This window comes from Pseudomonas sp. AO-1, from assembly GCF_019775695.1.
GTDB lineage: Bacteria > Pseudomonadota > Gammaproteobacteria > Pseudomonadales > Pseudomonadaceae > Aquipseudomonas > Aquipseudomonas parakoreensis.
Genome location: NZ_CP079947.1, coordinates 3,187,355 through 3,206,632 on the forward strand (window position 1 = coordinate 3,187,355; position 19,278 = coordinate 3,206,632).

At 60.5% G+C, this 19,278-nt stretch carries 20 protein-coding genes; 8 read left to right on the forward strand and 12 right to left on the reverse strand.

Going from position 1 to position 19,278, the window contains the following annotated elements; translation table 11 throughout:
* Positions 1 to 3: 3 nt before the first annotated feature.
* The 4 genes from pncA to KVQ82_RS14565 form a co-directional block, all read right to left on the reverse strand.
* The gene (pncA, locus tag KVQ82_RS14550) at positions 4 to 630 is read right to left on the reverse strand and encodes a bifunctional nicotinamidase/pyrazinamidase (RefSeq protein ID WP_041063738.1); all 627 of its coding nucleotides are present in this window, start codon (positions 628 to 630) and stop codon (positions 4 to 6) included.
* Between the two features lie 50 nt (positions 631 to 680).
* Positions 681 to 1,439, reverse strand: a complete 759-nt coding sequence (locus tag KVQ82_RS14555; RefSeq protein ID WP_222019257.1) for a transcriptional regulator — start codon at positions 1,437 to 1,439, stop codon at positions 681 to 683.
* The gene (locus KVQ82_RS14560) at positions 1,436 to 1,894 is read right to left on the reverse strand and encodes a sigma-70 family RNA polymerase sigma factor (RefSeq protein WP_260688120.1); all 459 of its coding nucleotides are present in this window, start codon (positions 1,892 to 1,894) and stop codon (positions 1,436 to 1,438) included. The genes KVQ82_RS14555 and KVQ82_RS14560 overlap by 4 nt, the downstream gene beginning before the upstream one ends.
* Before the next feature lie 90 nt (positions 1,895 to 1,984).
* Positions 1,985 to 2,518 (reverse strand): tetratricopeptide repeat protein, encoded by a 534-nt coding sequence (locus KVQ82_RS14565; RefSeq protein WP_108182663.1) that lies wholly within the window; start codon positions 2,516 to 2,518, stop codon positions 1,985 to 1,987.
* A gap of 175 nt (positions 2,519 to 2,693) precedes the next feature.
* On the opposite strand from KVQ82_RS14565, the gene KVQ82_RS14570 reads away from it, so the two are divergent.
* From KVQ82_RS14570 to nudC, 3 genes are all read left to right on the forward strand, one after another.
* Positions 2,694 to 3,467, forward strand: a complete 774-nt coding sequence (locus KVQ82_RS14570; RefSeq protein WP_222019258.1) for a class I SAM-dependent methyltransferase — start codon at positions 2,694 to 2,696, stop codon at positions 3,465 to 3,467.
* A gap of 215 nt (positions 3,468 to 3,682) precedes the next feature.
* Positions 3,683 to 4,495, forward strand: coding sequence for a crotonase/enoyl-CoA hydratase family protein (locus KVQ82_RS14575; RefSeq protein ID WP_041063746.1), 813 nt, complete (start codon positions 3,683 to 3,685; stop codon positions 4,493 to 4,495).
* 6 nt (positions 4,496 to 4,501) lie between these two features.
* Positions 4,502 to 5,332 (forward strand): NAD(+) diphosphatase, encoded by an 831-nt coding sequence (gene nudC, locus KVQ82_RS14580; RefSeq protein ID WP_041063748.1) that lies wholly within the window; start codon positions 4,502 to 4,504, stop codon positions 5,330 to 5,332.
* On the opposite strand, the gene KVQ82_RS14585 is transcribed toward nudC, so the two are convergent.
* From KVQ82_RS14585 to KVQ82_RS14600, 4 genes are all read right to left on the reverse strand, one after another.
* Complete coding sequence (locus KVQ82_RS14585) at positions 5,300 to 6,079, reverse strand: TSUP family transporter (RefSeq protein WP_222019259.1); 780 nt, start codon at positions 6,077 to 6,079, stop codon at positions 5,300 to 5,302. The two genes, nudC and KVQ82_RS14585, sit on opposite strands and share 33 nt — an antisense overlap.
* A 104-nt stretch (positions 6,080 to 6,183) precedes the next feature.
* Positions 6,184 to 6,705: a hypothetical protein gene (locus KVQ82_RS14590; RefSeq protein WP_222019260.1), complete on the reverse strand. Its 522-nt coding sequence runs from the start codon at positions 6,703 to 6,705 to the stop codon at positions 6,184 to 6,186.
* Between the two features lie 222 nt (positions 6,706 to 6,927).
* Entirely contained in the window at positions 6,928 to 7,407 is a 480-nt protein-coding gene (locus KVQ82_RS14595) for a nuclear transport factor 2 family protein (RefSeq protein WP_047294316.1), read from the reverse strand.
* Between the two features lie 56 nt (positions 7,408 to 7,463).
* Positions 7,464 to 8,027, reverse strand: a complete 564-nt coding sequence (locus KVQ82_RS14600) for a TetR/AcrR family transcriptional regulator (protein ID WP_041063753.1) — start codon at positions 8,025 to 8,027, stop codon at positions 7,464 to 7,466.
* Between the two features lie 204 nt (positions 8,028 to 8,231).
* On the opposite strand from KVQ82_RS14600, the gene pssA reads away from it, so the two are divergent.
* On the forward strand, positions 8,232 to 9,575 hold the full coding sequence (pssA, locus tag KVQ82_RS14605; protein ID WP_222019261.1) for a CDP-diacylglycerol--serine O-phosphatidyltransferase: 1,344 nt from the start codon (positions 8,232 to 8,234) through the stop codon (positions 9,573 to 9,575).
* Between the two features lie 109 nt (positions 9,576 to 9,684).
* Here pssA and efeO (KVQ82_RS14610) read toward each other — a convergent pair whose 3' ends face one another.
* Genes efeO (KVQ82_RS14610) through efeU form a run of 4 tightly spaced genes read right to left on the reverse strand, consistent with a single transcriptional unit; the run spans position 9,685 to position 13,913 of the window.
* Positions 9,685 to 10,509 carry an iron uptake system protein EfeO gene (gene efeO, locus KVQ82_RS14610; RefSeq protein WP_198758103.1) on the reverse strand — a complete coding sequence of 275 codons (825 nt, stop codon included), beginning with the start codon at positions 10,507 to 10,509 and terminating at the stop codon, positions 9,685 to 9,687.
* 25 nt (positions 10,510 to 10,534) lie between these two features.
* Positions 10,535 to 11,833 (reverse strand): iron uptake transporter deferrochelatase/peroxidase subunit, encoded by a 1,299-nt coding sequence (gene efeB, locus KVQ82_RS14615; protein ID WP_222019262.1) that lies wholly within the window; start codon positions 11,831 to 11,833, stop codon positions 10,535 to 10,537.
* 17 nt (positions 11,834 to 11,850) lie between these two features.
* Positions 11,851 to 13,050, reverse strand: coding sequence for an iron uptake system protein EfeO (gene efeO, locus KVQ82_RS14620; RefSeq protein WP_222019263.1), 1,200 nt, complete (start codon positions 13,048 to 13,050; stop codon positions 11,851 to 11,853).
* Between the two features lie 8 nt (positions 13,051 to 13,058).
* Positions 13,059 to 13,913 (reverse strand): iron uptake transporter permease EfeU, encoded by an 855-nt coding sequence (gene efeU / locus KVQ82_RS14625; RefSeq protein WP_041063760.1) that lies wholly within the window; start codon positions 13,911 to 13,913, stop codon positions 13,059 to 13,061.
* A gap of 295 nt (positions 13,914 to 14,208) precedes the next feature.
* Between efeU and KVQ82_RS14630 the strand changes: the two genes are divergently transcribed.
* The 4 genes from KVQ82_RS14630 to KVQ82_RS14645 all read left to right on the forward strand — a co-directional run bounded on the left by KVQ82_RS14630 (position 14,209) and on the right by KVQ82_RS14645 (position 19,134).
* A complete protein-coding gene (locus KVQ82_RS14630; RefSeq protein ID WP_108182670.1) occupies positions 14,209 to 15,225 on the forward strand; it encodes an AraC family transcriptional regulator in 1,017 nt (338 codons plus the stop codon).
* Between the two features lie 261 nt (positions 15,226 to 15,486).
* Positions 15,487 to 17,151, forward strand: a complete 1,665-nt coding sequence (locus KVQ82_RS14635) for an AMP-binding protein (protein WP_222019264.1) — start codon at positions 15,487 to 15,489, stop codon at positions 17,149 to 17,151.
* Positions 17,152 to 17,166: 15 nt separating this feature from the next.
* Entirely contained in the window at positions 17,167 to 17,928 is a 762-nt protein-coding gene (locus tag KVQ82_RS14640; RefSeq protein ID WP_086791161.1) for an SDR family NAD(P)-dependent oxidoreductase, read from the forward strand.
* A 12-nt stretch (positions 17,929 to 17,940) separates the two neighbouring features.
* A complete protein-coding gene (locus KVQ82_RS14645; RefSeq protein ID WP_145598071.1) occupies positions 17,941 to 19,134 on the forward strand; it encodes an acetyl-CoA C-acyltransferase in 1,194 nt (397 codons plus the stop codon).
* Positions 19,135 to 19,278: the final 144 nt, after the last annotated feature.

Genomic DNA, 19,278 nt, shown 5'->3' on the forward strand with positions numbered 1-19,278 from the left:
GGGTCAGATGAGTTGATTCGACTCAATCAAGCCAACTCCGGCCGTCTGCATCCGCTCCATGGCCGTCGCCAGTGAGCCCTCCATATCAATCGCGCGACAGGCATCCAGCACCACAAACGTATTGAACCCCGCCGCCCGCGCGTCCAGCGCCGAGAACATCACACAGAAATCCAGTGCCAGACCAACCATGTACACCGTGTCGATACCGCGTTCTTTCAGGTATCCGGCCAGCCCGGTGGTGGTGCGCCGGTCCGCCTCGAGAAATGCCGAATAGCTGTCGATGTCCGGGTTGCAGCCTTTGCGGATGATCAGTTGCGCATGAGGCAGTTTCAGGTCGGGGTGAAACTCGGCACCGGCGCTGCCTTGCACGCAATGATCCGGCCAGAGGGTCTGCTCGCCGTAGGGCAACTGAATCACCTCATACGGTTTGCGCCCGGGGTGACTGGAGGCGAATGACGCGTGGCCGCTCGGGTGCCAGTCCTGGGCAATGATCACTTGTTTGAACAGACCGCTGAGGCGATTGATCAGCGGCACGATCTGATCGCCCTCGGGCACGGCCAACTGGCCGCCGGGGATGAAGTCGTTCTGCACGTCAATGACCAGCAGGGCGCTGCGGGGTGAAATCTGCATCGGTGGTTCCTCCTTGGATAATCACTCGCTCAGCATAGTGGCAGCGACTCTCATGCGCTCAACCGTTCGATCAAGCGCCTGGCCAGATCTTCCAGTTCCGGCGCCGGGTTGTGCCCGATCAACATCCACGCATGTTCGCCTTCGGCCCAGTACACCACGTTCATTTCATGGCGCCGTTCGTGCGCCAGTGGCCGGCTGCCGCTATTGGAGCGGGTCACGCACAAGGCCAGCGGCCCATGCCTGGCGTCCAGATAGGTCAGTTGCGCAATCGGTACGCCGTCGTACTCGAGCATTTGTGCACGTTTGAGTTCGGCGCCCGGCAACTTCACCAGCGCCGGTGACAGCTTCAGACCGAGCCGCGCGTCAACCGCACGCAATTGCGCGCGTTGGCTGGCTTCGTCGCCCGGCAAATGATCAAGCGTCTGCGGCACATACAGCGCCATATAGTCGCCCACCAAGGCGCGCCAGTTATGCGCCTGCTGTGACTGCCAGGCGAGAAACAGGCGATCGGCCAACACGCCGCCCGCCAGCAGACTCGCGGCGGCCGCACCGATGAACCAGCGTCGACTCAGGCCAGGCCGCTGGGGGGCGGGGATGGCATCGAGGCGCGCCTGCAAACGCTCCAGCGGTGCCTGTTGCGCCAGTTCGTCATAGGCATCCTTGTACGGCAGGCTGCTGCGTTCAAACCATTGCACGCGCAGGCTGAGCAACGAGTCGTCGGCAATTGCGCTGTCGAGCTGATTGCGATACGCCGGGTCCAGCTCATCATCGAGGTAGGCCACCAGTTGTTCGTCGGAGGGCTTGTTCATGGGTGGTCACCTCCGGTGGTTTTCGGCACGGCTTGCAGCGGCGGGTATTCGGCCAGTTTCAGCCGCGCGGTGGCCAGACGACTCATCACCGTACCGATCGGCACTTGCAGGATCTCGGCGACTTCGCGGTAGGACAGGCCTTCGACGTAAGCCAGGTATACGGTCTCGCGTTGGGTTTCCGGCAACGCATCGACCCGGCGGATCACCTGCGCCGCCATTACATGAGTCTGTGCAGCATATTCGCCGTCGAACGCCAGTTGCCCGTCGGCATCGACCTGACCTGTGCCCTGACGCACCCGGCGGGCGCGCACTTCATTGAGCCAGATCGAATGCAGGATGCTCAGCAACCAGCGATCCATGCGCGTGCCGGCCACATATTGCCCGGCACGCTCCAACGCCCGCACACAGGTGGCTTGCACCAGATCTTCGGCCACGTGCCGATTGCGCGACAGCAGCAGGCCGTAGCGCCACAGTCGCGCCAGATGCTGTCCGAGTTCCGCTCTGAATGCCTGATCGCTGACGATGATGGCGTTCCTTTATCTGTTTCAGGTTTTCGATGAATCGTTGATGGCTTCAGCCAGGTCCTGGTATTCCTCGCAAGAGGTCCCGCAAATCGATTTGATCTGCTGCAACTGTTCCTGCGCCAGGTCGACGCGGCCTTTGATTACATAGGCTTCGCCGAGGTATTCACGCACTTGCGCGTACTGCGGATCGAGTTTCACCGATTGCAGGTAATAGCCGATGCCTTCATCGGTACGCCCCAGTTTTCGCGTGGCGTAACCGCGATAGTTGAGGGCTTTGGCGGTGTTCGGTTGTTTGAGGGTGTCGAGCAGGGCCAGGGCTTCTTCGTATCGACCGTCCTTGGCCAGTCTGTAGGCGTAATCGGTACGGTCGGCATCCGGCACGGCACGGCTGGTCTGCATCACGCATTTCTGCGATTTGCTGTCCCAGACCTGGCCTTTGGGGCAATTGGGTTTCTGCACGGGCGCACTTTCATCACCGTTGGCAAACGCCATCGATGCAGACAGCGCGGTCACCAGCAGCAACGGGGCGGCGAACATAACGGAACGGATAGTCATGGGCAAGGCTCCACAGAGGGTTATGTTTCACTTTGAACACCACAGCACGGCATTTTATTCATTGCTTTGTCAGGCTCTGTTCAAGGTAAGCGCAAATTGTGGCGTTATGCTCAAGAACGCCAGCCGTCCATCCAGCGCCTGACGATGCCTCCGCGCTGCCATACGAGGAACTGCCATGAAAGATCAGGTCCATCACTCCGCTGCTGCCGGCTACAAGACTGCCGCCGACACCTACATCAAGGGCCGCCCGGACTACCCGCCGCAGGTCAGCCAGTGGTTGACCCAGACGTTGGGTCTGGACAGTCACAAGACGGTCATCGATCTGGGTGCCGGTACCGGCAAGTTCACCGGCCGGCTGGTGGCGACCGATGCACAGGTAATCGCCGTGGAACCGGTGGCGCAGATGCTGGAAAAACTTTCCGCCGCCTGGCCGCAGGTGCTGGCGGTGAGCGGTACGGGGACCGATCTGCCACTGCCGGATGCGTCGGTGGATGCAGTGGTCTGCGCGCAGGCGTTTCACTGGTTCGCCACGCCCGAGGCCTTGAGCGAAATCGCCCGGGTGCTCAAGCCCGGCGGCAAGCTTGGCCTGATCTGGAACCTGCGCGACACGCAAGTCAGTTGGGTACCGAAACTCGATGCCATCGTTAACGCGCTGGAAGGGGACACGCCGCGTTACTACACCGGCCAATGGCGTCAAGTGTTTCCGCATCCGGCGTTCGGGCCGCTGCAATTGCAGCAGTTCCACCATGGACATACCGGCTCGCCGGAGGACGTGATTTTCAATCGGGTGCGCTCCACCAGTTTCATTGCTGCGTTGCCGCAGGCGCAGCGGGACAAGGTCGATGAGCAGATTCGCGCGCTGATTGCCTCGGAGCCAGCGTTGCGTGGGCGGCATGTGTTGACGGTGCCTTATGAGACGGCGGCGTATGTGGCGGTGAAGGTCAGTTAGATTTTTTGCTGCACATACAAAACCCTGTAGGAGCTGCCGCAGGCTGCGATCTTTTGATCTTGAAAGTCAAAAGATCGCAGCCTTCGGCAGCTCCTACAGGGATGAAGGCGCGCCAGCATTTTTTGTGGAAGTCAGTCCCGCATTTGGCCGAACCGCCATCGTGATGCCTTGTTATAGTTCGGGCCTCATTTTCTGCCCGGTAAAGGATCACTGCCATGACTCAATACACCGCCTTCAGCGTCGAACTGGCCGACAACATCGCGCATGTGCAGATCAATCGTCCGGAAAAGATCAACTCGATGAACGCCGCGTTCTGGAGCGAGATCGTCGAGATTTTCCAGTGGATCGATGACACCGACGAAGTGCGAGTGGTGGTGCTCAGCGGCAACGGCAAACACTTTTCTTCCGGCATCGACCTGATGATGCTCGCCGGCGTCGCCAATGAGCTGGGCAAGGACGTCGGCCGTAACGCGCGCCTGCTGCGGCGCAAGATCCTCACCCTGCAAGCCTCGTTCAACGCCGTCGATAATTGCCGCAAACCGGTACTGGCGGCGATTCAGGGCTATTGCCTCGGTGGTGCCATCGACCTGATCGCCGCCTGCGACATGCGTTACGCTGCCGAAGACGCGCAATTCTCGATCAAGGAAATCGATATCGGCATGGCCGCCGATGTTGGCACTTTGCAACGGTTGCCACGGATCATCGGTGACGGCATGCTGCGTGAACTGGCTTACACCGGTCGTACGTTCGGTGCCGACGAAGCGCGCAGCCTTGGTCTGGTCAATCGCGTTTATGCTGACAAGGACCTGCTGCTTGAAGGCGTGATGGACATTGCTCGCGACATCGCCCGCAAATCGCCCATCGCGGTCACCGGTACCAAGGAAATGATCAGCTACATGCGTGACCATCGCATCGACGACGGTCTCGAATACGTTGCCACCTGGAACGCCGCCATGTTGCAATCCACCGACTTGCGCGTGGCCATGGCCGCCCATATGAGTAAACAGAAACCCGAATTTCTGGATTGAGAAACCATGACAGCTCGCTGGACCACTGCAGTACTGGACACCGATCAACCCGGCGGCTGGGCCGTGGCGCGCAGCCCCGAAGGCTTTCTGTTCGATGACAACGGCGCGCTGTTCCCCCGGGAATGGCTCAAGCGTCAGGACTTGTCGATCCTCGCCGAGCATGGCATTGGCCATCTCGATGGCGAGCCGGTGTATCTGCTGGAGCTGCACAGTCACAGCGAAGTGCCGGGCTGCAACTGGAAGGGGCTGCGGGCGTTCATGCTCGATGGCGATCACACCGTCTACAAGGTGTTGGGTTATGCCGCGCAGATCGGCACCTGGGCGCGCGAACATCGCTTCTGCGGCAACTGTGGGCAGGCGATGATGCAGGTGCCGAGGGAGCGGGCGATGTATTGCCAGCCGTGTGAGCTGCGCAGTTATCCGCGGATCTCGCCGAGCATGATCGTGCTGGTCACCCGTGGTGACGAGATCCTGCTGGCGCGCTCACCGCGTTTCGTCACCGGGGTCTACAGCACGCTGGCCGGGTTTGCCGAGCCGGGCGAGTCGGCCGAGGATTGTCTGATTCGCGAGGTACGCGAGGAAGTCAGCATCGAGGTGAAGAACATCCAGTACATGGGCAGTCAGTGCTGGCCGTTCCCGCACTCGATGATGCTGGGCTTCCATGCCGAATATGCCGGTGGCGAGATCGTCTGCCAGGAAGACGAGATCGAAGACGCCCAGTGGTTCAACGTGCACGATCTGCCGCCGTTGCCGGCGTCAAAATCGATTGCCCGTTACCTGATCGACGTCTACGTGGCGCGCCGTTTAGGCCACGCTGAACCAGTGTTGCCAGGCTAGGCGCACGGTCAGGCCCAGCACCACGGTAATGAACACCGGACGAATGAACTTGGCGCCGCCGCTGATTGCGGTGCGCGCCCCGAAGAATGCGCCGACCATCACCGACAGGCCCATGCTCAGGCCGATGATCCAGTCCACTTGCCCGGAAAACATGAACACCGACAGCGCCGCAATGTTGCTGACGAAGTTCATGCTGCGCGCCACACCGCTGGCCTTGACCAGGTCGATGGGGTAGAGCAGCAGGCTGCTGACGGTCCAGAACGCACCCGTGCCGGGGCCGGCCACGCCATCGTAGAAACCGAGGCTGAAGCCTTGGCTCGATTGCCATTTCTTCTTGATCGGCGCGTCGCTGTCCAGCGGCGCTTTTGGCGTACCGCCGAACAACAGATAGAGGCCGCAGGCGAAGACGATCACCGGCAGCATCTTGTTCAGCCATTCCGCCGGCAGGTAATGGGCGACGATCGCGCCGGTCAACGCCCCGACCAGGGTGCCGACGATCGCGTGCATCCACTGCCGAGGATGGAACAGTTTGCGTCGGTAGAAGGTGAAACTGGCGGTGGCCGAGCCGAAGGTCGAACTCAGTTTGTTGGTGCCCAGCACCAGATGCGGCGGCAGCCCGGCAGTCAGCAGCGCGGGCGTGGTCAGCAGACCACCGCCGCCGGCGATGGCGTCGATGAAGCCGGCAATGAAAGCGACAAGGGCCAGAACGGCCAGGGTAGTGAGGTCAACGCTGAGTTCGAAAGGCATGGAATCGGCTTGTGTGGCAGGAAGGAACGGGGCGTCATCATAGCCCGTAACACAGGCCTCCTGCGACACGGATCCGTTGCCGTCATGGGCGCCGGGATTTCACTTTAGTCGAGGGTTAAAAACTGAAAATTGTCGAGAAAATAACAGCCCTTGTTGCCGAACGGATCACTGGGTATGGCGACCTGAATATCCACCCGGCCGTAACCCTCTGGCGTAATGCCTTCCACCGTAATTGTCTGTGATTGCCGATCGACGTATCGCCAACTGGTCCAGATAGTTGATTCGCCCTGATCATTGGTCATCCAGATGGTATAAACGACGAATGCATTAATCAGCGGGTTGTCTGGCGTCTCGCGGCCCTGGATATGAAAGGTTCTATGCTGGGTGTTTTCGATAGGCACGGCCTCAGGTGCCTGGATATCGAAATCGAATTTGAAAGCTCCGGGTTTGACGCTGAAAATTTCAGCAGCCAGATTTTGTCCTTGATTTCTGCCGCCGACCATTCGAGCGGCAAAGTTGCCTTCGCGAAGTTCTACGGTTATTGGCGTGTCATATCCCCTGGGACGCCAGTAGTCGAAGTTGCCGCTGCTGAAATCACCATTTTTGATGCGATTGGTCTGTTTCATAGAGAGTCCTCAACGATCATGAAGTTGGCGGTACGCTCCGATCATTCAGTCAATCAAGACTTGTGACTACTGTCATAAATGACAGTCAGTTAGACATTTTCGCGATAAATCGATGGCGATCATCTTGAAACGGGAAGAAGGCTGCGATCCATTGACCTTGTTGCTTTCCAACAGGCCAATATCTCGCAGCCTCCGCACATTGCGGCAGGGATTGCCGTGAACTTACAGACCCAGGTCCGACAGCCCCGGATGATCATCCGGACGCCGACCCAGCGGCCAATGGAACTTGCGTTCGCTTTCCTTGATCGGCATGTCGTTGATGCAGGCATAGCGCTGGAACATCAGGCCGTGCTCATCGAACTCCCAGTTTTCATTGCCGTAGGAACGGAACCAGTTGCCCGAATCGTCGCGCCACTCATAGGCGTAGCGCACGGCAATCCGCGTATCCGAATAGGCCCAAAGTTCCTTGATCAGGCGGTAATCCAGTTCCTTGGCCCATTTACGGGTCAGGAACGCCTTGGCTTCTTCACGGTTGTTGGCGAACTCGGCGCGGTTGCGCCATTTCGTGTCGAGTGTGTAAGCCAGCGACACCTTCTCCGGGTCGCGGGAGTTCCAGCCATCTTCGGCCAGTCGAACTTTTTCGATGGCCGATTCATGGTTGAACGGCGGTAAAGGCGGACGCACTTGGGCAGCAGTCGACATTGTCAGTCTCCCGATCTAATAAACGATTAAACAACGGTTCAGGCTTATTTAAGGCGTTACAGGTCCAATAACTTACGCGCCATGCATTGCGCATTATCAGCGGCACTGTGATCACCCATCACAAGCGCTACGGTAATGGCGCCGTCAATCAGGATCAGCAACTGCCTGGCCAGACGTTGCGGATCTTCGACGCCATGTTCGGTGCACAGCTCGCACAGGTAGTCGAGCAGCTTCTGTTTGTGGTCTTTGGCGACCTGGCGCACCGGGTCCTCGGGGTCACCGGTCTCGCCACTGGTATTGATGAAGGCGCAGCCGCGGAAGCCTTCCGAGGCGAACCAGCTCTTGAGTACGGTAAACAGGTTGAGCAGGCGGTCGGCCGGGGTTTCGGCCTGATCGACAGCGCTGCGGTACCAGTGCATCCAGCGCACGTCGCGGCGTTGCAGGGCAGCGACGGTCAGCTCCTCCTTGTTGGCGAAGTAGCGGTAAATGCTTTTTCTGGAGACGCCGGCGGTTTTCACCAGAAGATCCATGCCGGTGGCCGCAATGCCACTTTTGTAGATCAACTTTTCGGTGACATCCAGAATGATGTCGCGGGTCGAGGTGTCATTGATTTCGTTCATGTGGCGAACAGTAGAACGATCGTTCTCCTTTCGCAAGCTATTTTTAAGATCAAAAGATCGCAGCCTTCGGCAGCTCCTACAATGATCCCTGTTGGAGCTGCCGAAGGCTGCGATCTTTTGATCTCTTTACAGACACTCACAAGACCCGAACCGGTTGATGGTGTAAGCTCTCGGGTTCTTTGGATTCGACCCATTGCGAGCCCTATGCCGTTGCTTTTCAAACGCTCTTTGCTGCCCAAACTGCGCAGCTTTCCGCTGACTGCCGAGGCCGTGACCATTCTGTCCGGCGCCGCCGAGTTCCGTCGTTGCCTGCTGGAGAAAATCGCCGAGGCGACCCGGCGCATCTACATCGTTGCGCTGTATCTGCAGCACGACGAGGCCGGTCAGGAAATCCTCGATGCCTTGCACGCCGCCAAGCTCAAGCGCCCGGAGCTGGAGATCGTCGTGGTGGTCGACTGGCTGCGCGCCCAGCGCGGGTTGATCGGTGCCGGCAAGCAGCCGGGCAACTCGGCGTGGTATCAGGAAATGACCCGCACGCATCAGAGTGAAGTGCCGGTCTACGGTGTCCCGGTGCAGACCCGCGAACTGTTCGGCGTCCTGCATCTGAAAGGCTTCGTGATCGACGATTGCGTGGTTTACAGCGGTGCAAGCCTGAACAACGTCTACCTGCACAAGTTCGACAAGTACCGTTTCGACCGCTACCACGTGCTGCACAGCCGCGAACTGGCGGATTCAATGCATCACCTGGTCAAGCACGGCCTGATCGAATCCAAGGCTGTGCATCGCCTCGACCTGCCGAACCTGCCGACTACCCGCAGCTTGCGCAACGACATCGGCGACCTGCGCAGCCGTCTCAAATATGCGGCGTACGACACCAGCGCCGGCAGCACCGCGCATACCGGCCTGTCGGTAAGTCCGCTGCTGGGCGTGGGCAAGAACAACCCGTTGAACCGGGTGATTGTCGAACTGATCGCCAGTGCGCAACAGCAGCTGACGATTTGCACCCCGTATTTCAATCTGCCGCTGCCGATCATCCGCGAGATCAATCGCGCGCTGGCCCGTGGGGTGAAGATCGACATCGTGGTCGGCGACAAAACCGCCAACGATTTCTATATTCCGCCGAGCGAGCCGTTCAAGGTGATTGCGGCGTTGCCGTACCTGTACGAAATCAGCCTGCGCCGCTTCGCCAAGCGTCATCAGCGCAACATCGACAGCGGGCAGTTGAACCTGCACCTGTGGCGTGACGGCGACAACAGCTATCACCTCAAAGGCATGTGGATCGATCAGCGCTATACGCTGCTGACCGGCAACAACCTCAACCCGCGGGCGTTTCGTCTCGACCTGGAAAACGCGCTGCTGATCGATGATCCGCAAGGCGAGTGGCTTGAGCCACGGGCGAAGGAGCAGGCAGAGATTTTCCGCAACACCACACGGATTGCCAGCTTCCAGAACCTTGAGACTCTGCCGGAGTATCCGGCGGGAGTGGCGAAGTTTCTCAAGCGGGTGAGCCGGGTGCGGATTGAGCGGTTGCTGTACCGGATTTTGTAGCCGTTAAAAGCAAAAGATCGCAGCCTCCGGCAGCTCCTACATTGGGTATGTGAACACCCTGTAGGAGCTGCCGAAGGCTGCGATCTTTTTTACTGGCGACTCAAATCCGTCAGTTCAGCCCCAACTTGCCACGCAACGTGGACAGGTCTTCCGCCAACGTATTGACCGGGCCAACCAGCGCCTTGCGATCATTATCCTTCACCTTGTCATACGTCTCGAAACCACCGTCCTTGGTCTTGTACTTGGCGAGGATCTTGTCGACGGTGGCGAAGTTCTTGTCGACTTTGGCAACGAACGCCTTGTCCTGCTTTTCGATCTGCGGACGGAACAGGTCGACGATCTTCTTAGCGCCGTCGATGTTGCCCTGGAAGTCGTACAGGTCGGTGTGGCTGTAACGGTCTTCTTCACCGGAGATCTTGGTCGCGGCAACTTCTTCCAACAGCGCGGCCGCACCGCCGACGACTTTCTCCGGCGGGAAGGTCAGGCCGGCGACGCGGGCCTGCAGGTCTTTGACGTCGCTGTCCAGCTTGTCAGCCAGCGCCGTCAGGCCTTCGGTGCTCTTCTCCGAGAACAGCGAATATTCGAGGCGATGGAAACCGGTGAAATCTTCAGCCTTCACGCCTTTTTCGTGGTCGTCGACGCGCGAGTCGATGGACGCATCAAGGTCACTGAACAGCTCGGCAATCGGCTCGATCGACTCGTAGTAAACGCGGGTCGGCGCGTAGAGCTTTTGCGCGGTGGCCAGATCGCCTTTCTTCACCGCATCGGTGAACTGCTTGGTGTGGCTGCCCAGTTCATCCAGTTGCTCGGTGACGTAGATCTTGTAGTCCGACACCGGGCCGACCAGATCCAGCGGCGCTGTTGCGGCGAACGCCGACAACGGGGTGTTGAGTAAACCGAGGGTCAGCAATAACGCGAGTGGCGACTTTTTCATGGAGCGGCTCCGAGGTTTTTTATGGTTAGGCAGCTGTTTTGGGTTGGGTGGCGTTGAGCAGCGAGCGACCGATGAAGTCCTTGTCGCCGGTGACACCCGGAAGGGTGAAGAAGTAACCGCCGCCGACCGGTTTGAGGTATTCCTCAAGCGGTTCGCCGTTGAGGCGGGTCTGCACGGTGATGAAGCCTTTTTCCAGATCGGCCTGGTAGCAGATGAACAGCAGGCCCATGTCGAGCTGGCCGTTCTTGTTCACGCCGTTGGAGTAGTTGAACGGCCGGCGCAGGATCAGGTTGGCCTGGCTCGCGGCGGTGCGCGGGTTGGCCAGGCGGATGTGCGCGTCGAGCTTGGTCAGCTTGCCTTCCGGGTCTTTGCTGTAATTCGGGACTTCGGTTTCACGGTGGGCGCCCATCGGCGCGCCCGTGGTCTTGACCCGACCGATGATGCTTTCCTGTTCTTGCAACGGCGTACGGTCCCAGCGCTCGACGAAATTGCGGATGATCCGCACCGCTTGATAGCTGCCGTGCGCCGCCCAGGCCGGCTCATCGCTGCCCGGTTGCACCCAGACAATCTTGTCCATGGCCTTGGCGTCATTGGAATCGGGGTTGGCCGAGCCGTCACGGAAACCGAGGAAGTTACGCGCCGATTGCGCCGGCACACCCGGTTTGACCGGGGCTTGCGGCGGCACGCTGCCTTCCTGTTTCCAGCGCACCAGCAGCAGATCAGGCAGGTTTTTGACGATGTCGCGCAGGGCGTGAATGTTGGTGTCGGCGGTGTTCGAGCAGAACTGCAGGCTCAAGTCGCCGTGGCAGCACTCGGCCTCAAGCGCATCGTTGGGGAAGCCGACCATGCGTTGCAGGCGCTTCGGTTTGGCGGCGGCCAGACCGAAGCGTTCGTCGAACAGCGATTCGCCGACCGAGACGGTGATGGTCAGGTTGTCCGGGGTCACGATCGGGCCAAGGATGCCGGAATCCGGCGGTGGCAGTTTCGGATCGACCTGTGCCACCGGGCCGCCCTTCATCAGGAACGCGATGCGCTCGTTGAGGGTGCGGAACAGCCGCTCAAGGTCTTCGCGATCGCTGGCCAGTACGTCGAACGAAACCAGCATGCCGGACGCCGGGCGCGGGGTGACGATGCCGGTCTGGTGCACGCCGTGGAAGTCATGGCGGTCTTCGGTCTTGTCGCTGCTCGGCGCTTCGGTGACTTGCGCCGGGGCTGCAGCCATGGCTGGACAGCTCAGGGCCGACCCGGCCAGGGCGACACCGGCGACACCCATGCCCATCAGCAGGCGGCGACGTTGCACATCGAGGTTTTGCAATTCTTTCATCGGTATTCGTCTTCTGCTTACAGGCCGGAGAGGCCGAGGGCGGGGTCGATGCCATCCAGAGCGTCGGCAAGTGCCTTGGCCTTGTCGGCGATCTGTTTGCGTTGTGCGCCACTGACCGTGTCGTATGTGGCGTAGCCGTCCTTGACCTTGAAGCTGTGCAGGTCGCTGTCGAAGTCACTCAGCGCCGCGTCGATTTTCGGCAGCAGCTCCGGCGCCGACTTGCTCAGCATCGGCCGCAGCAGCTCGACCACTTTGTGCGCGGTTTCCAGATTGCCGGCGAAGCCATTGAGATCGGCGTGGCTGTAGCGTTCCTCTTCACCGCTGGCGGCGCGCACGTCGGCCAAGGTGTTGAGGTTGCGCACCACGATGCTCACCAGCTGTTCCGGCGGCAGCGATTGGGCCAGCAGTTGCTGTTTGAGCGTGGTGACGTCGACCAGCAGACGCTCGGCGACCGGGATCAAGCCGTCGAGGCTGCGTTGCTGGAACAGCGCATATTCAACACGGTGGAAGCCGACGAACGCTGGATCCTGCTCACGCTTTTCGAAGTAATCGGCGCGGGCATTGATGCTGTTGTCCAGTTCCGCCAGCCTTTGCGCGGCAGGTGCCAGACGCTGGTAAACGGCACGGGCCGGCAGGTACAGCGCTTGCGCCTGCGCCAGGTCGCCGCTGGCAACTGCCTGATTCAGCGCGGTCACGGCTTTGATCAGCGCGCTGCCCTGAGTGGCCAGATACACGCGGAACTCCGACAAAGGCCCGACGAAAGCGACCATCGACGGCTTGGCCTTGGCGGCAGCATCGGAGGCCGCTGTCGGCGTCACGTGCAGCACGCCGCGAGGGTTGCTCAGCAGACCGCAAGTGATCGCGTAGTCGCCGGGTTGCAGGTTGGCGTTGATCACCTGGCTCAGGCCCGGCGCGATGTTCTCGCGCTCTTCGATCACCAGCACGCCGTCGAGGATTTCCCATTCCACCGCCCGCTCGGAGCGGTTGACGATGCGGAAACTGGCGCGGCCAGCGGGAACCGTCAACTCGTTCGGATCACAGCTGTGGGCGTTGATGTTGACCACGACTTCATCATGGTTGTGCTGACGCTTGGCCGCGGCCATTTTCGAGGCGTAGTAGAACAGGCCACCGGCGGCGATCATCACGACCACCGAACCGGCCACCGCCCAGCGCAAGGCGCGGGGAGGCGAGGCCTGAGGAGTATTAGGCGTTGACATGGGTGCCCTTATTGGCTGGAAACGGAAGACGATTTGCCGGCTGTGTCTGCGCTGGGGGCCGGCGCGGCGGGGTAGAAAAACATCACCAGCGCCAGCACCAGATAGATCAGGTACGCACCGAGGGTGCTGACAGTCGGCGCATCCTGATAACCGAACATGCCGGCCAGCACCGAGCCCAGCGGGCCGTCCATCGGCAGCGTCGCGCTGAAATCGAACAGCACGCTTTGCAGGTGATTCCACACACCGGCTTCATGCAGGGCTTGCACCGAGTTGGCGAGGATTCCGGCGGCGACCACCAGAATGAACAACCCGGTCCACTTGAAGAACGCCGACAGGTTCAGGCGCATGCTGCCGCTGTAGATCAGGAAGCCGACGACGATTGCCAGCACCAGGCCGAGCAGGGCACCGATCGGCGCGCCTGGGCCCTCGCTCTGCTGGAATACCGCGAGCAGAAAGAACACGGTTTCCAGTCCTTCGCGAGCCACGGCGAAAAACACCATGGCGATCAGTGCGATTACTTGATGCTTTGACGAGGTCAAGGCGTGATCCAGCGAGGCCTGTAATGAATGCTTGATCGAGCGCGCGACCTTGCGCATCCAGAACACCATCGAACTGAGGATGCCCACCGCGACCAGTCCGACAATGCCTTCGAACAATTCCTGCTGTTTCTGCGGGAATTCGGCACTGACCAGTTCCAGGCCGCCGCCGACCAGCAGCGCCAGCGCAGCGGCGAGGAAGACGCCGATCCACACCGCCGGCATCCACTGGCCACGACCGGTTTGTTGCAGGTAGCTGGCGATGATGCCAACGATCAGCGCGGCTTCAATGCCTTCGCGCAGCATGATCAGAAAGGGAACGAGCATTCAGGCAACCACGAGTAATTTAGATAGGTGGCTAAGTTGTAACATAATGACACTCATTCCCAAATGGGGATGGTTGACATTTACCTGAACATTCGCTGAACGGCATGTTTTTCGTCCCCCGCACAGCCCCCCCCCCCTGTAGGAGCTGCCGAAGGCTGCGATCTTTTGATCTTGTTTTTAAAAATCAAAGTCAAAAGATCGCAGCCTGCGGCAGCTCCTACAGGGGATTCGTGCTGAATTCGCATCCTGCGTTAAGATGCCCGTCACTCGAAAACCACAAGGTCTGCCTCGCTCCATGTCGGAAAAAGACACCATCGCCGTGCAGCTGGTGCGTGAAGCGCTGCTGCAAAGTTGTGCCCCGGGCGTGGCCACGGATGAAGTCTTGAACAAGGTCGGGATTGCGCCGACCCTGCTGCACAGCGAACAGGGCAGGGTGCCCGCCTCGCAATACGCCAGACTCTGGCGTCTGCTGGCCCGGCGCGGCGATGACGAGTTCTTTGGCATGGATCCGCGCCGGCTCAGGTCCGGCAGCCTCGAATTCCTCTGCCGCAGCGCCATGGCGCAATCGACGCTGGCCGCCGGCCTGAACATGGGCCTGAGTTTTCTCTCGCTGATGCTGGAAAAAATGCCCGCGCAACTGGTGCATCAGCAGAGCCTGGCGGAAATCGTCCTGCTCGAAGACGACCCGGAGCCGCGCCGCGCGTTCACCTATTTCACCTATTGGATGATCGTCCACGGCGTGGCCTGCTGGCTGGCGGGGCGGCGAATTCCGATTCTGGCGATCGAATTGCGCTGCGCCGAGCCGGATTTCTGCGACGACTATCGGGTGATGTTCTCGGAAAACCTGCGCTTCGAGCGTCCGCGTACGCGGATGATTTTCGCCGCTGACTGCCTTGATCTGCCGATCAAGCGCACCGCCGAAGAATTGAAACGCTTTCTGGCCCATGCGCCAGCGAACATTCTGGTGAAGTACCGCGATCCTGAGAGCCTTGCCAGCCGGATCAAGCAGGATCTGCGGCAGTTGCCCGCCGAACATTGGCCGGAGACCGAGGCGCTGGCGCAGCAACTGTGCATGTCCGCCTCGACCCTGCGCCGGCGTTTGTCCGAGGAAGGGCAGACCTATCAGGGTCTCAAGGACAGCGTGCGCAAGGAATTGGCGATCAGTTGGCTGGCGGAACCGTCGATCAGCTTCGTCGAGATCGCCACGCGGCTGGGGTTTGCCGATGCGAGTTCGTTCTACAAGGCGTTTCGCAAGTGGTCGGGGTCCAATCCGGGGCATTACCGTACGTTGATCCTTAACGAAGCGGTCTGATCCGACGCACATTTGGAATGCGCTTCCCCTGTAGGAGCTGCCGCAGGCTGCGATCTTTTGCCTTTGATGTTCTAAAAAACAAGATCAAAAGATCGCAGCCTGCGGCAGCTCCTACAGGGGGTTGTTTGTCATTCTGCAAGCATGGCCAAACCAGTCAGCCACTTTGATGGCTTTGACCATTGCCGCCTCCGCGCCGCGGCGCGACTATCCCTGTGTTGTTTACGGTTCCCAGCCTAATAAAAACACCGAGGGATTCTGGCAATGCGCGATTACTTGTCTGCCACCGAACAGTTCAACTATCAGCACACCGTGGACGCTGCGCTCAGCGGCACGCTGGAGGCGCTCAACGCCTGCGTCGAATGTTGCGACCGCCATGCCTTGCCGGGGCGCATCGCACTGTTCTGGGAAGGCCGCGACGGCGCCAGTGCCACGTACACCTTCAGCGAACTGCAAGACAAAGCCGCGCGTTTCGCCAATTTCCTTCTCGAACAAGGCGTGCAAAAGGGCGACAAGGTCGCCGGCCTGCTGCCGCGCAACATCGAATTGCTCATCACCGTGTTCGCCACCTGGCGTATTGGCGCGGTGTATCAGCCGCTGTTCACCGCATTCGGCCCCAAGGCCATCGAACATCGGCTGAACAGCTCCGGCGCCAAATTGGTGGTCACCGACGCGGTCAACCGGCCAAAACTCGCCGAAGTCATGGATTGCCCGACCATCGTCACCGTCGGCGGGGCCAAAGGTCAGGGCATCGTCCGTGGCGACTTCAGTTTCTGGGCCGAGCTGGCCAACTATTCCAGCGTTTGCGAACCGGTCCTGCTGACGGGTGACGATCCGTTCCTGTTGATGTTCACCTCGGGCACCACCGGCCCGTCGAAAGCGCTGTCGGTGCCGCTCAAGGCCATCGTCGCGTTCCAGAGCTACACCCGCGACGCGGTGGATCTGCGCCCTGAAGATTCGTTCTGGAACGTCGCCGATCCGGGCTGGGCCTACGGCATCTATTTCGGCGTCACCGGCCCGCTGTCGATGGGGCACCCGATCACCTTTTACGATGGCCCGTTCACCCTCGAAAGCACCTGCCGGGTGATCAACAAATACGGCATCACCAATCTCACCGGTTCGCCGACCGCGTACCGCTTGCTGATTGCCGGTGGCAACGAATTCGCCAAGTCGATCAAGGGCAAGCTGCGCATTGTCAGCAGCGCCGGCGAACCGCTCAATCCGGAAGTGATTCGCTGGTTTGCCGACAACCTCGGCGTAGTGATTCACGACCATTACGGCCAGACCGAACTGGGCATGGTCCTGTGCAACCACCACGGTCTGCAGCATCCGATCCACCTCGGCGCCGCCGGTTTCGCCTCACCGGGCCATCGCATCGTGGTGCTCGACGAGCACCACAACGAACTCGGCGTCGGCCAGCCGGGCATCCTCGCCATCGACCGCACCCAGTCGCCGATGTGCTGGTTCGCCGGTTACCAAGGCGTGCCGACCAAAGCTTTCGTCGGCGATTACTACCTCAGCGGCGACACGGTGGAATGGAACCCGGACGGCAGCATCAGCTTCGTCGGGCGCAGTGATGACGTGATCACCACCTCTGGCTACCGCGTCGGCCCGTTCGACGTCGAGAGCGCGCTGATCGAGCACCCGGCAGTGGTCGAAGCGGCCGTGGTCGGCAAGCCCGATCCGGAGCGCACCGAACTGGTCAAGGCGTTCGTCGTGCTCAACCCGCAATACCGCGCCGAACCGGCGCTGGCCGAAGAGTTGCGCCAACACGTGCGCAAGCGTCTGGCCGCGCATTCGTACCCCCGTGAAATCGAATTTGTCAGCGAATTGCCGAAAACCCCAAGCGGCAAATTGCAGCGCTTTATCTTGCGCAACCAGGAAATCGCCAAGGCTCAAGAGGCCGCGGCGCACAACGTTTCAGCTTGAATCAGGAAGTCCGTCATGCAGATCGAGAACAAGGTTTTTATCGTCACCGGCGGCGCGTCCGGCCTGGGTGCCGCCACCGCCGAATTGCTGGTCAACGCCGGCGCCAAAGTGATGTTGGTGGACATGAATGCCGAGGCCGTCGCCGCGCAGGCCCAGCGCCTTGGCGCGCAAAGTGTGGTGGCCGATATCAGCAATGAAGCCGCTGCCGAAGCCGCCGTGCAGGCGACCGTTAAAGCCTTCGGCAGCCTCAACGGACTGGTCAACTGCGCCGGTATCGTCCGTGGCGAAAAGATCCTCGGCAAGAACGGCCCGCATGCGCTGTCGAGTTTTGCCCAAGTGATCAACGTCAATCTGATCGGCAGCTTCAACATGCTGCGACTGGCCGCAGCGGCCATTGCCGAGAGCGAAGCCAATGCCGATGGCGAGCGTGGGGTGATCATCAATACCGCCTCGGTAGCGGCGTTCGACGGCCAGATCGGTCAGGCCGCGTATTCTGCTTCCAAAGGCGCGATTGCCAGCCTGACCCTGCCGGCCGCGCGTGAACTGGCACGTTTCGGCATCCGCGTGATGACCATCGCTCCGGGCATTTTCGAAACCCCGATGATGGCCGGCATGACCCCGGAAGTGCGCGAGTCGCTGGCCGCTGGCGTACCTTTTCCGCCGCGCCTCGGGAAACCTGCCGAGTACGCCGCGCTGGTTCGGCATATCATCGAAAACAGCATGCTCAACGGTGAGGTGATCCGTCTCGACGGCGCCTTGCGCATGGCCGCCAAGTAAGGAGGATTTGTCATGACTCTTGCCAACGATCCGATTGTTATCGTCAGTGCCGTCCGTACCCCGATGGGCGGTTTCCAAGGCGAACTGAAAAGCCTCACCGCGCCGCAACTCGGTGCCGCCGCGATCAAGGCCGCAGTGGAACGCGCCGGCGTCGCCAACGACGCGGTCGACGAAGTGTTGTTCGGTTGCGTATTGCCCGCCGGCCTGGGTCAGGCACCGGCCCGTCAGGCGGCTCTGGGCGCCGGGCTGGATAAATCCACCCGTTGCACCACGGTCAACAAGATGTGCGGTTCGGGCATGGAAACCACCATCCTCGCCCATGACATGCTGCTGGCCGGCAGCGCCGACGTGGTGATCGCCGGCGGCATGGAAAGCATGTCCAACTCGCCGTACCTGCTGGACCGCGCTCGCGCCGGCTATCGCATGGGCCATGGCCGCGTGCTCGATTCGATGTTCCTCGATGGCCTCGAAGACGCCTACGACAAGGGCCGTCTGATGGGCACCTTCGCCGAAGACTGCGCCGAAACCAACGACTTCAGCCGTGAAGCCCAGGATGCGTTTGCCATCGCCTCGACCACCCGCGCCCAGCAGGCGATCAAGGACGGCAGCTTCAAAGCCGAGATCGTGCCGCTCACAGTGACCGTCGGCAAAGAACAGCTGCTGATCAGCAACGACGAGCAGCCGCCGAAAGCCAAACTGGACAAGGTCGCCTCACTGAAACCGGCGTTCCGCGAAGGCGGCACGGTGACAGCGGCCAATTCCAGCTCGATCTCCGATGGCGCAGCGGCCCTGGTGCTGATGCGCCAGTCGCAAGCACAGAAACTCGGGCTGAAGCCGCTGGCGGTGATTCACGGTCACGCGGCGTTTGCCGACACGCCGGGCCTGTTCCCGGTGGCACCGATTGGCGCGATCAAGAAGCTGGTGAAGAAGACCGGTTGGGCGTTGAACGAGGTCGATCTGTTCGAAATCAACGAAGCGTTCGCCGTGGTGGCGATGGCGGCGATGACTCACCTGGAAATCCCCCACGACAAGCTCAACGTGCACGGCGGCGCCTGCGCGCTGGGCCATCCGATCGGTGCCTCGGGCGCGCGGATTCTGGTGACCTTGCTCTCGGCCCTGCGCCAGAAAAACCTGAAACGCGGGATCGCGGCGATCTGCATCGGCGGCGGTGAAGCCACGGCGATGGCCGTGGAATGCGTCTACTGAGCACCCTCTCTCTGTAGGAGCTGTCGAGTGCAACGAGGCTGCGATCTTTTGATCTTGTTTTTAAAATCAAAATCAAAAGATCGCAGCCTGCGGCAGCTCCTACAGGGGGCGGTGTGTAACCCGGATTTAAGTTAAGGATTCACC

Bases quoted from the DNA above. Each gene is read 5' to 3' on its own strand.
- nudC (WP_041063748.1), top strand. From the start codon at position 4,502: ATGACAGCTCGCTGGACCACTGCAGTACTGGACACCGATCAACCCGGC.
- KVQ82_RS14600 (WP_041063753.1), bottom strand. From the start codon at position 8,027: ATGAACGAAATCAATGACACCTCGACCCGCGACATCATTCTGGATGTC.
- KVQ82_RS14640 (WP_086791161.1), top strand. From the start codon at position 17,167: ATGCAGATCGAGAACAAGGTTTTTATCGTCACCGGCGGCGCGTCCGGC.
- KVQ82_RS14595 (WP_047294316.1), bottom strand. From the start codon at position 7,407: ATGTCGACTGCTGCCCAAGTGCGTCCGCCTTTACCGCCGTTCAACCAT.
- efeO (WP_222019263.1), bottom strand. From the start codon at position 13,050: ATGTCAACGCCTAATACTCCTCAGGCCTCGCCTCCCCGCGCCTTGCGC.
- KVQ82_RS14565 (WP_108182663.1), bottom strand. From the start codon at position 2,518: ATGACTATCCGTTCCGTTATGTTCGCCGCCCCGTTGCTGCTGGTGACC.
- KVQ82_RS14575 (WP_041063746.1), top strand. From the start codon at position 3,683: ATGACTCAATACACCGCCTTCAGCGTCGAACTGGCCGACAACATCGCG.
- KVQ82_RS14590 (WP_222019260.1), bottom strand. From the start codon at position 6,705: ATGAAACAGACCAATCGCATCAAAAATGGTGATTTCAGCAGCGGCAAC.
- efeU (WP_041063760.1), bottom strand. From the start codon at position 13,913: ATGCTCGTTCCCTTTCTGATCATGCTGCGCGAAGGCATTGAAGCCGCG.
- efeB (WP_222019262.1), bottom strand. From the start codon at position 11,833: ATGAAAGAATTGCAAAACCTCGATGTGCAACGTCGCCGCCTGCTGATG.
- KVQ82_RS14645 (WP_145598071.1), top strand. From the start codon at position 17,941: ATGACTCTTGCCAACGATCCGATTGTTATCGTCAGTGCCGTCCGTACC.
- KVQ82_RS14570 (WP_222019258.1), top strand. From the start codon at position 2,694: ATGAAAGATCAGGTCCATCACTCCGCTGCTGCCGGCTACAAGACTGCC.
- KVQ82_RS14630 (WP_108182670.1), top strand. From the start codon at position 14,209: ATGTCGGAAAAAGACACCATCGCCGTGCAGCTGGTGCGTGAAGCGCTG.
- pncA (WP_041063738.1), bottom strand. From the start codon at position 630: ATGCAGATTTCACCCCGCAGCGCCCTGCTGGTCATTGACGTGCAGAAC.
- KVQ82_RS14635 (WP_222019264.1), top strand. From the start codon at position 15,487: ATGCGCGATTACTTGTCTGCCACCGAACAGTTCAACTATCAGCACACC.
- KVQ82_RS14555 (WP_222019257.1), bottom strand. From the start codon at position 1,439: ATGAACAAGCCCTCCGACGAACAACTGGTGGCCTACCTCGATGATGAG.
- efeO (WP_198758103.1), bottom strand. From the start codon at position 10,509: ATGAAAAAGTCGCCACTCGCGTTATTGCTGACCCTCGGTTTACTCAAC.
- KVQ82_RS14585 (WP_222019259.1), bottom strand. From the start codon at position 6,079: ATGCCTTTCGAACTCAGCGTTGACCTCACTACCCTGGCCGTTCTGGCC.
- pssA (WP_222019261.1), top strand. From the start codon at position 8,232: ATGCCGTTGCTTTTCAAACGCTCTTTGCTGCCCAAACTGCGCAGCTTT.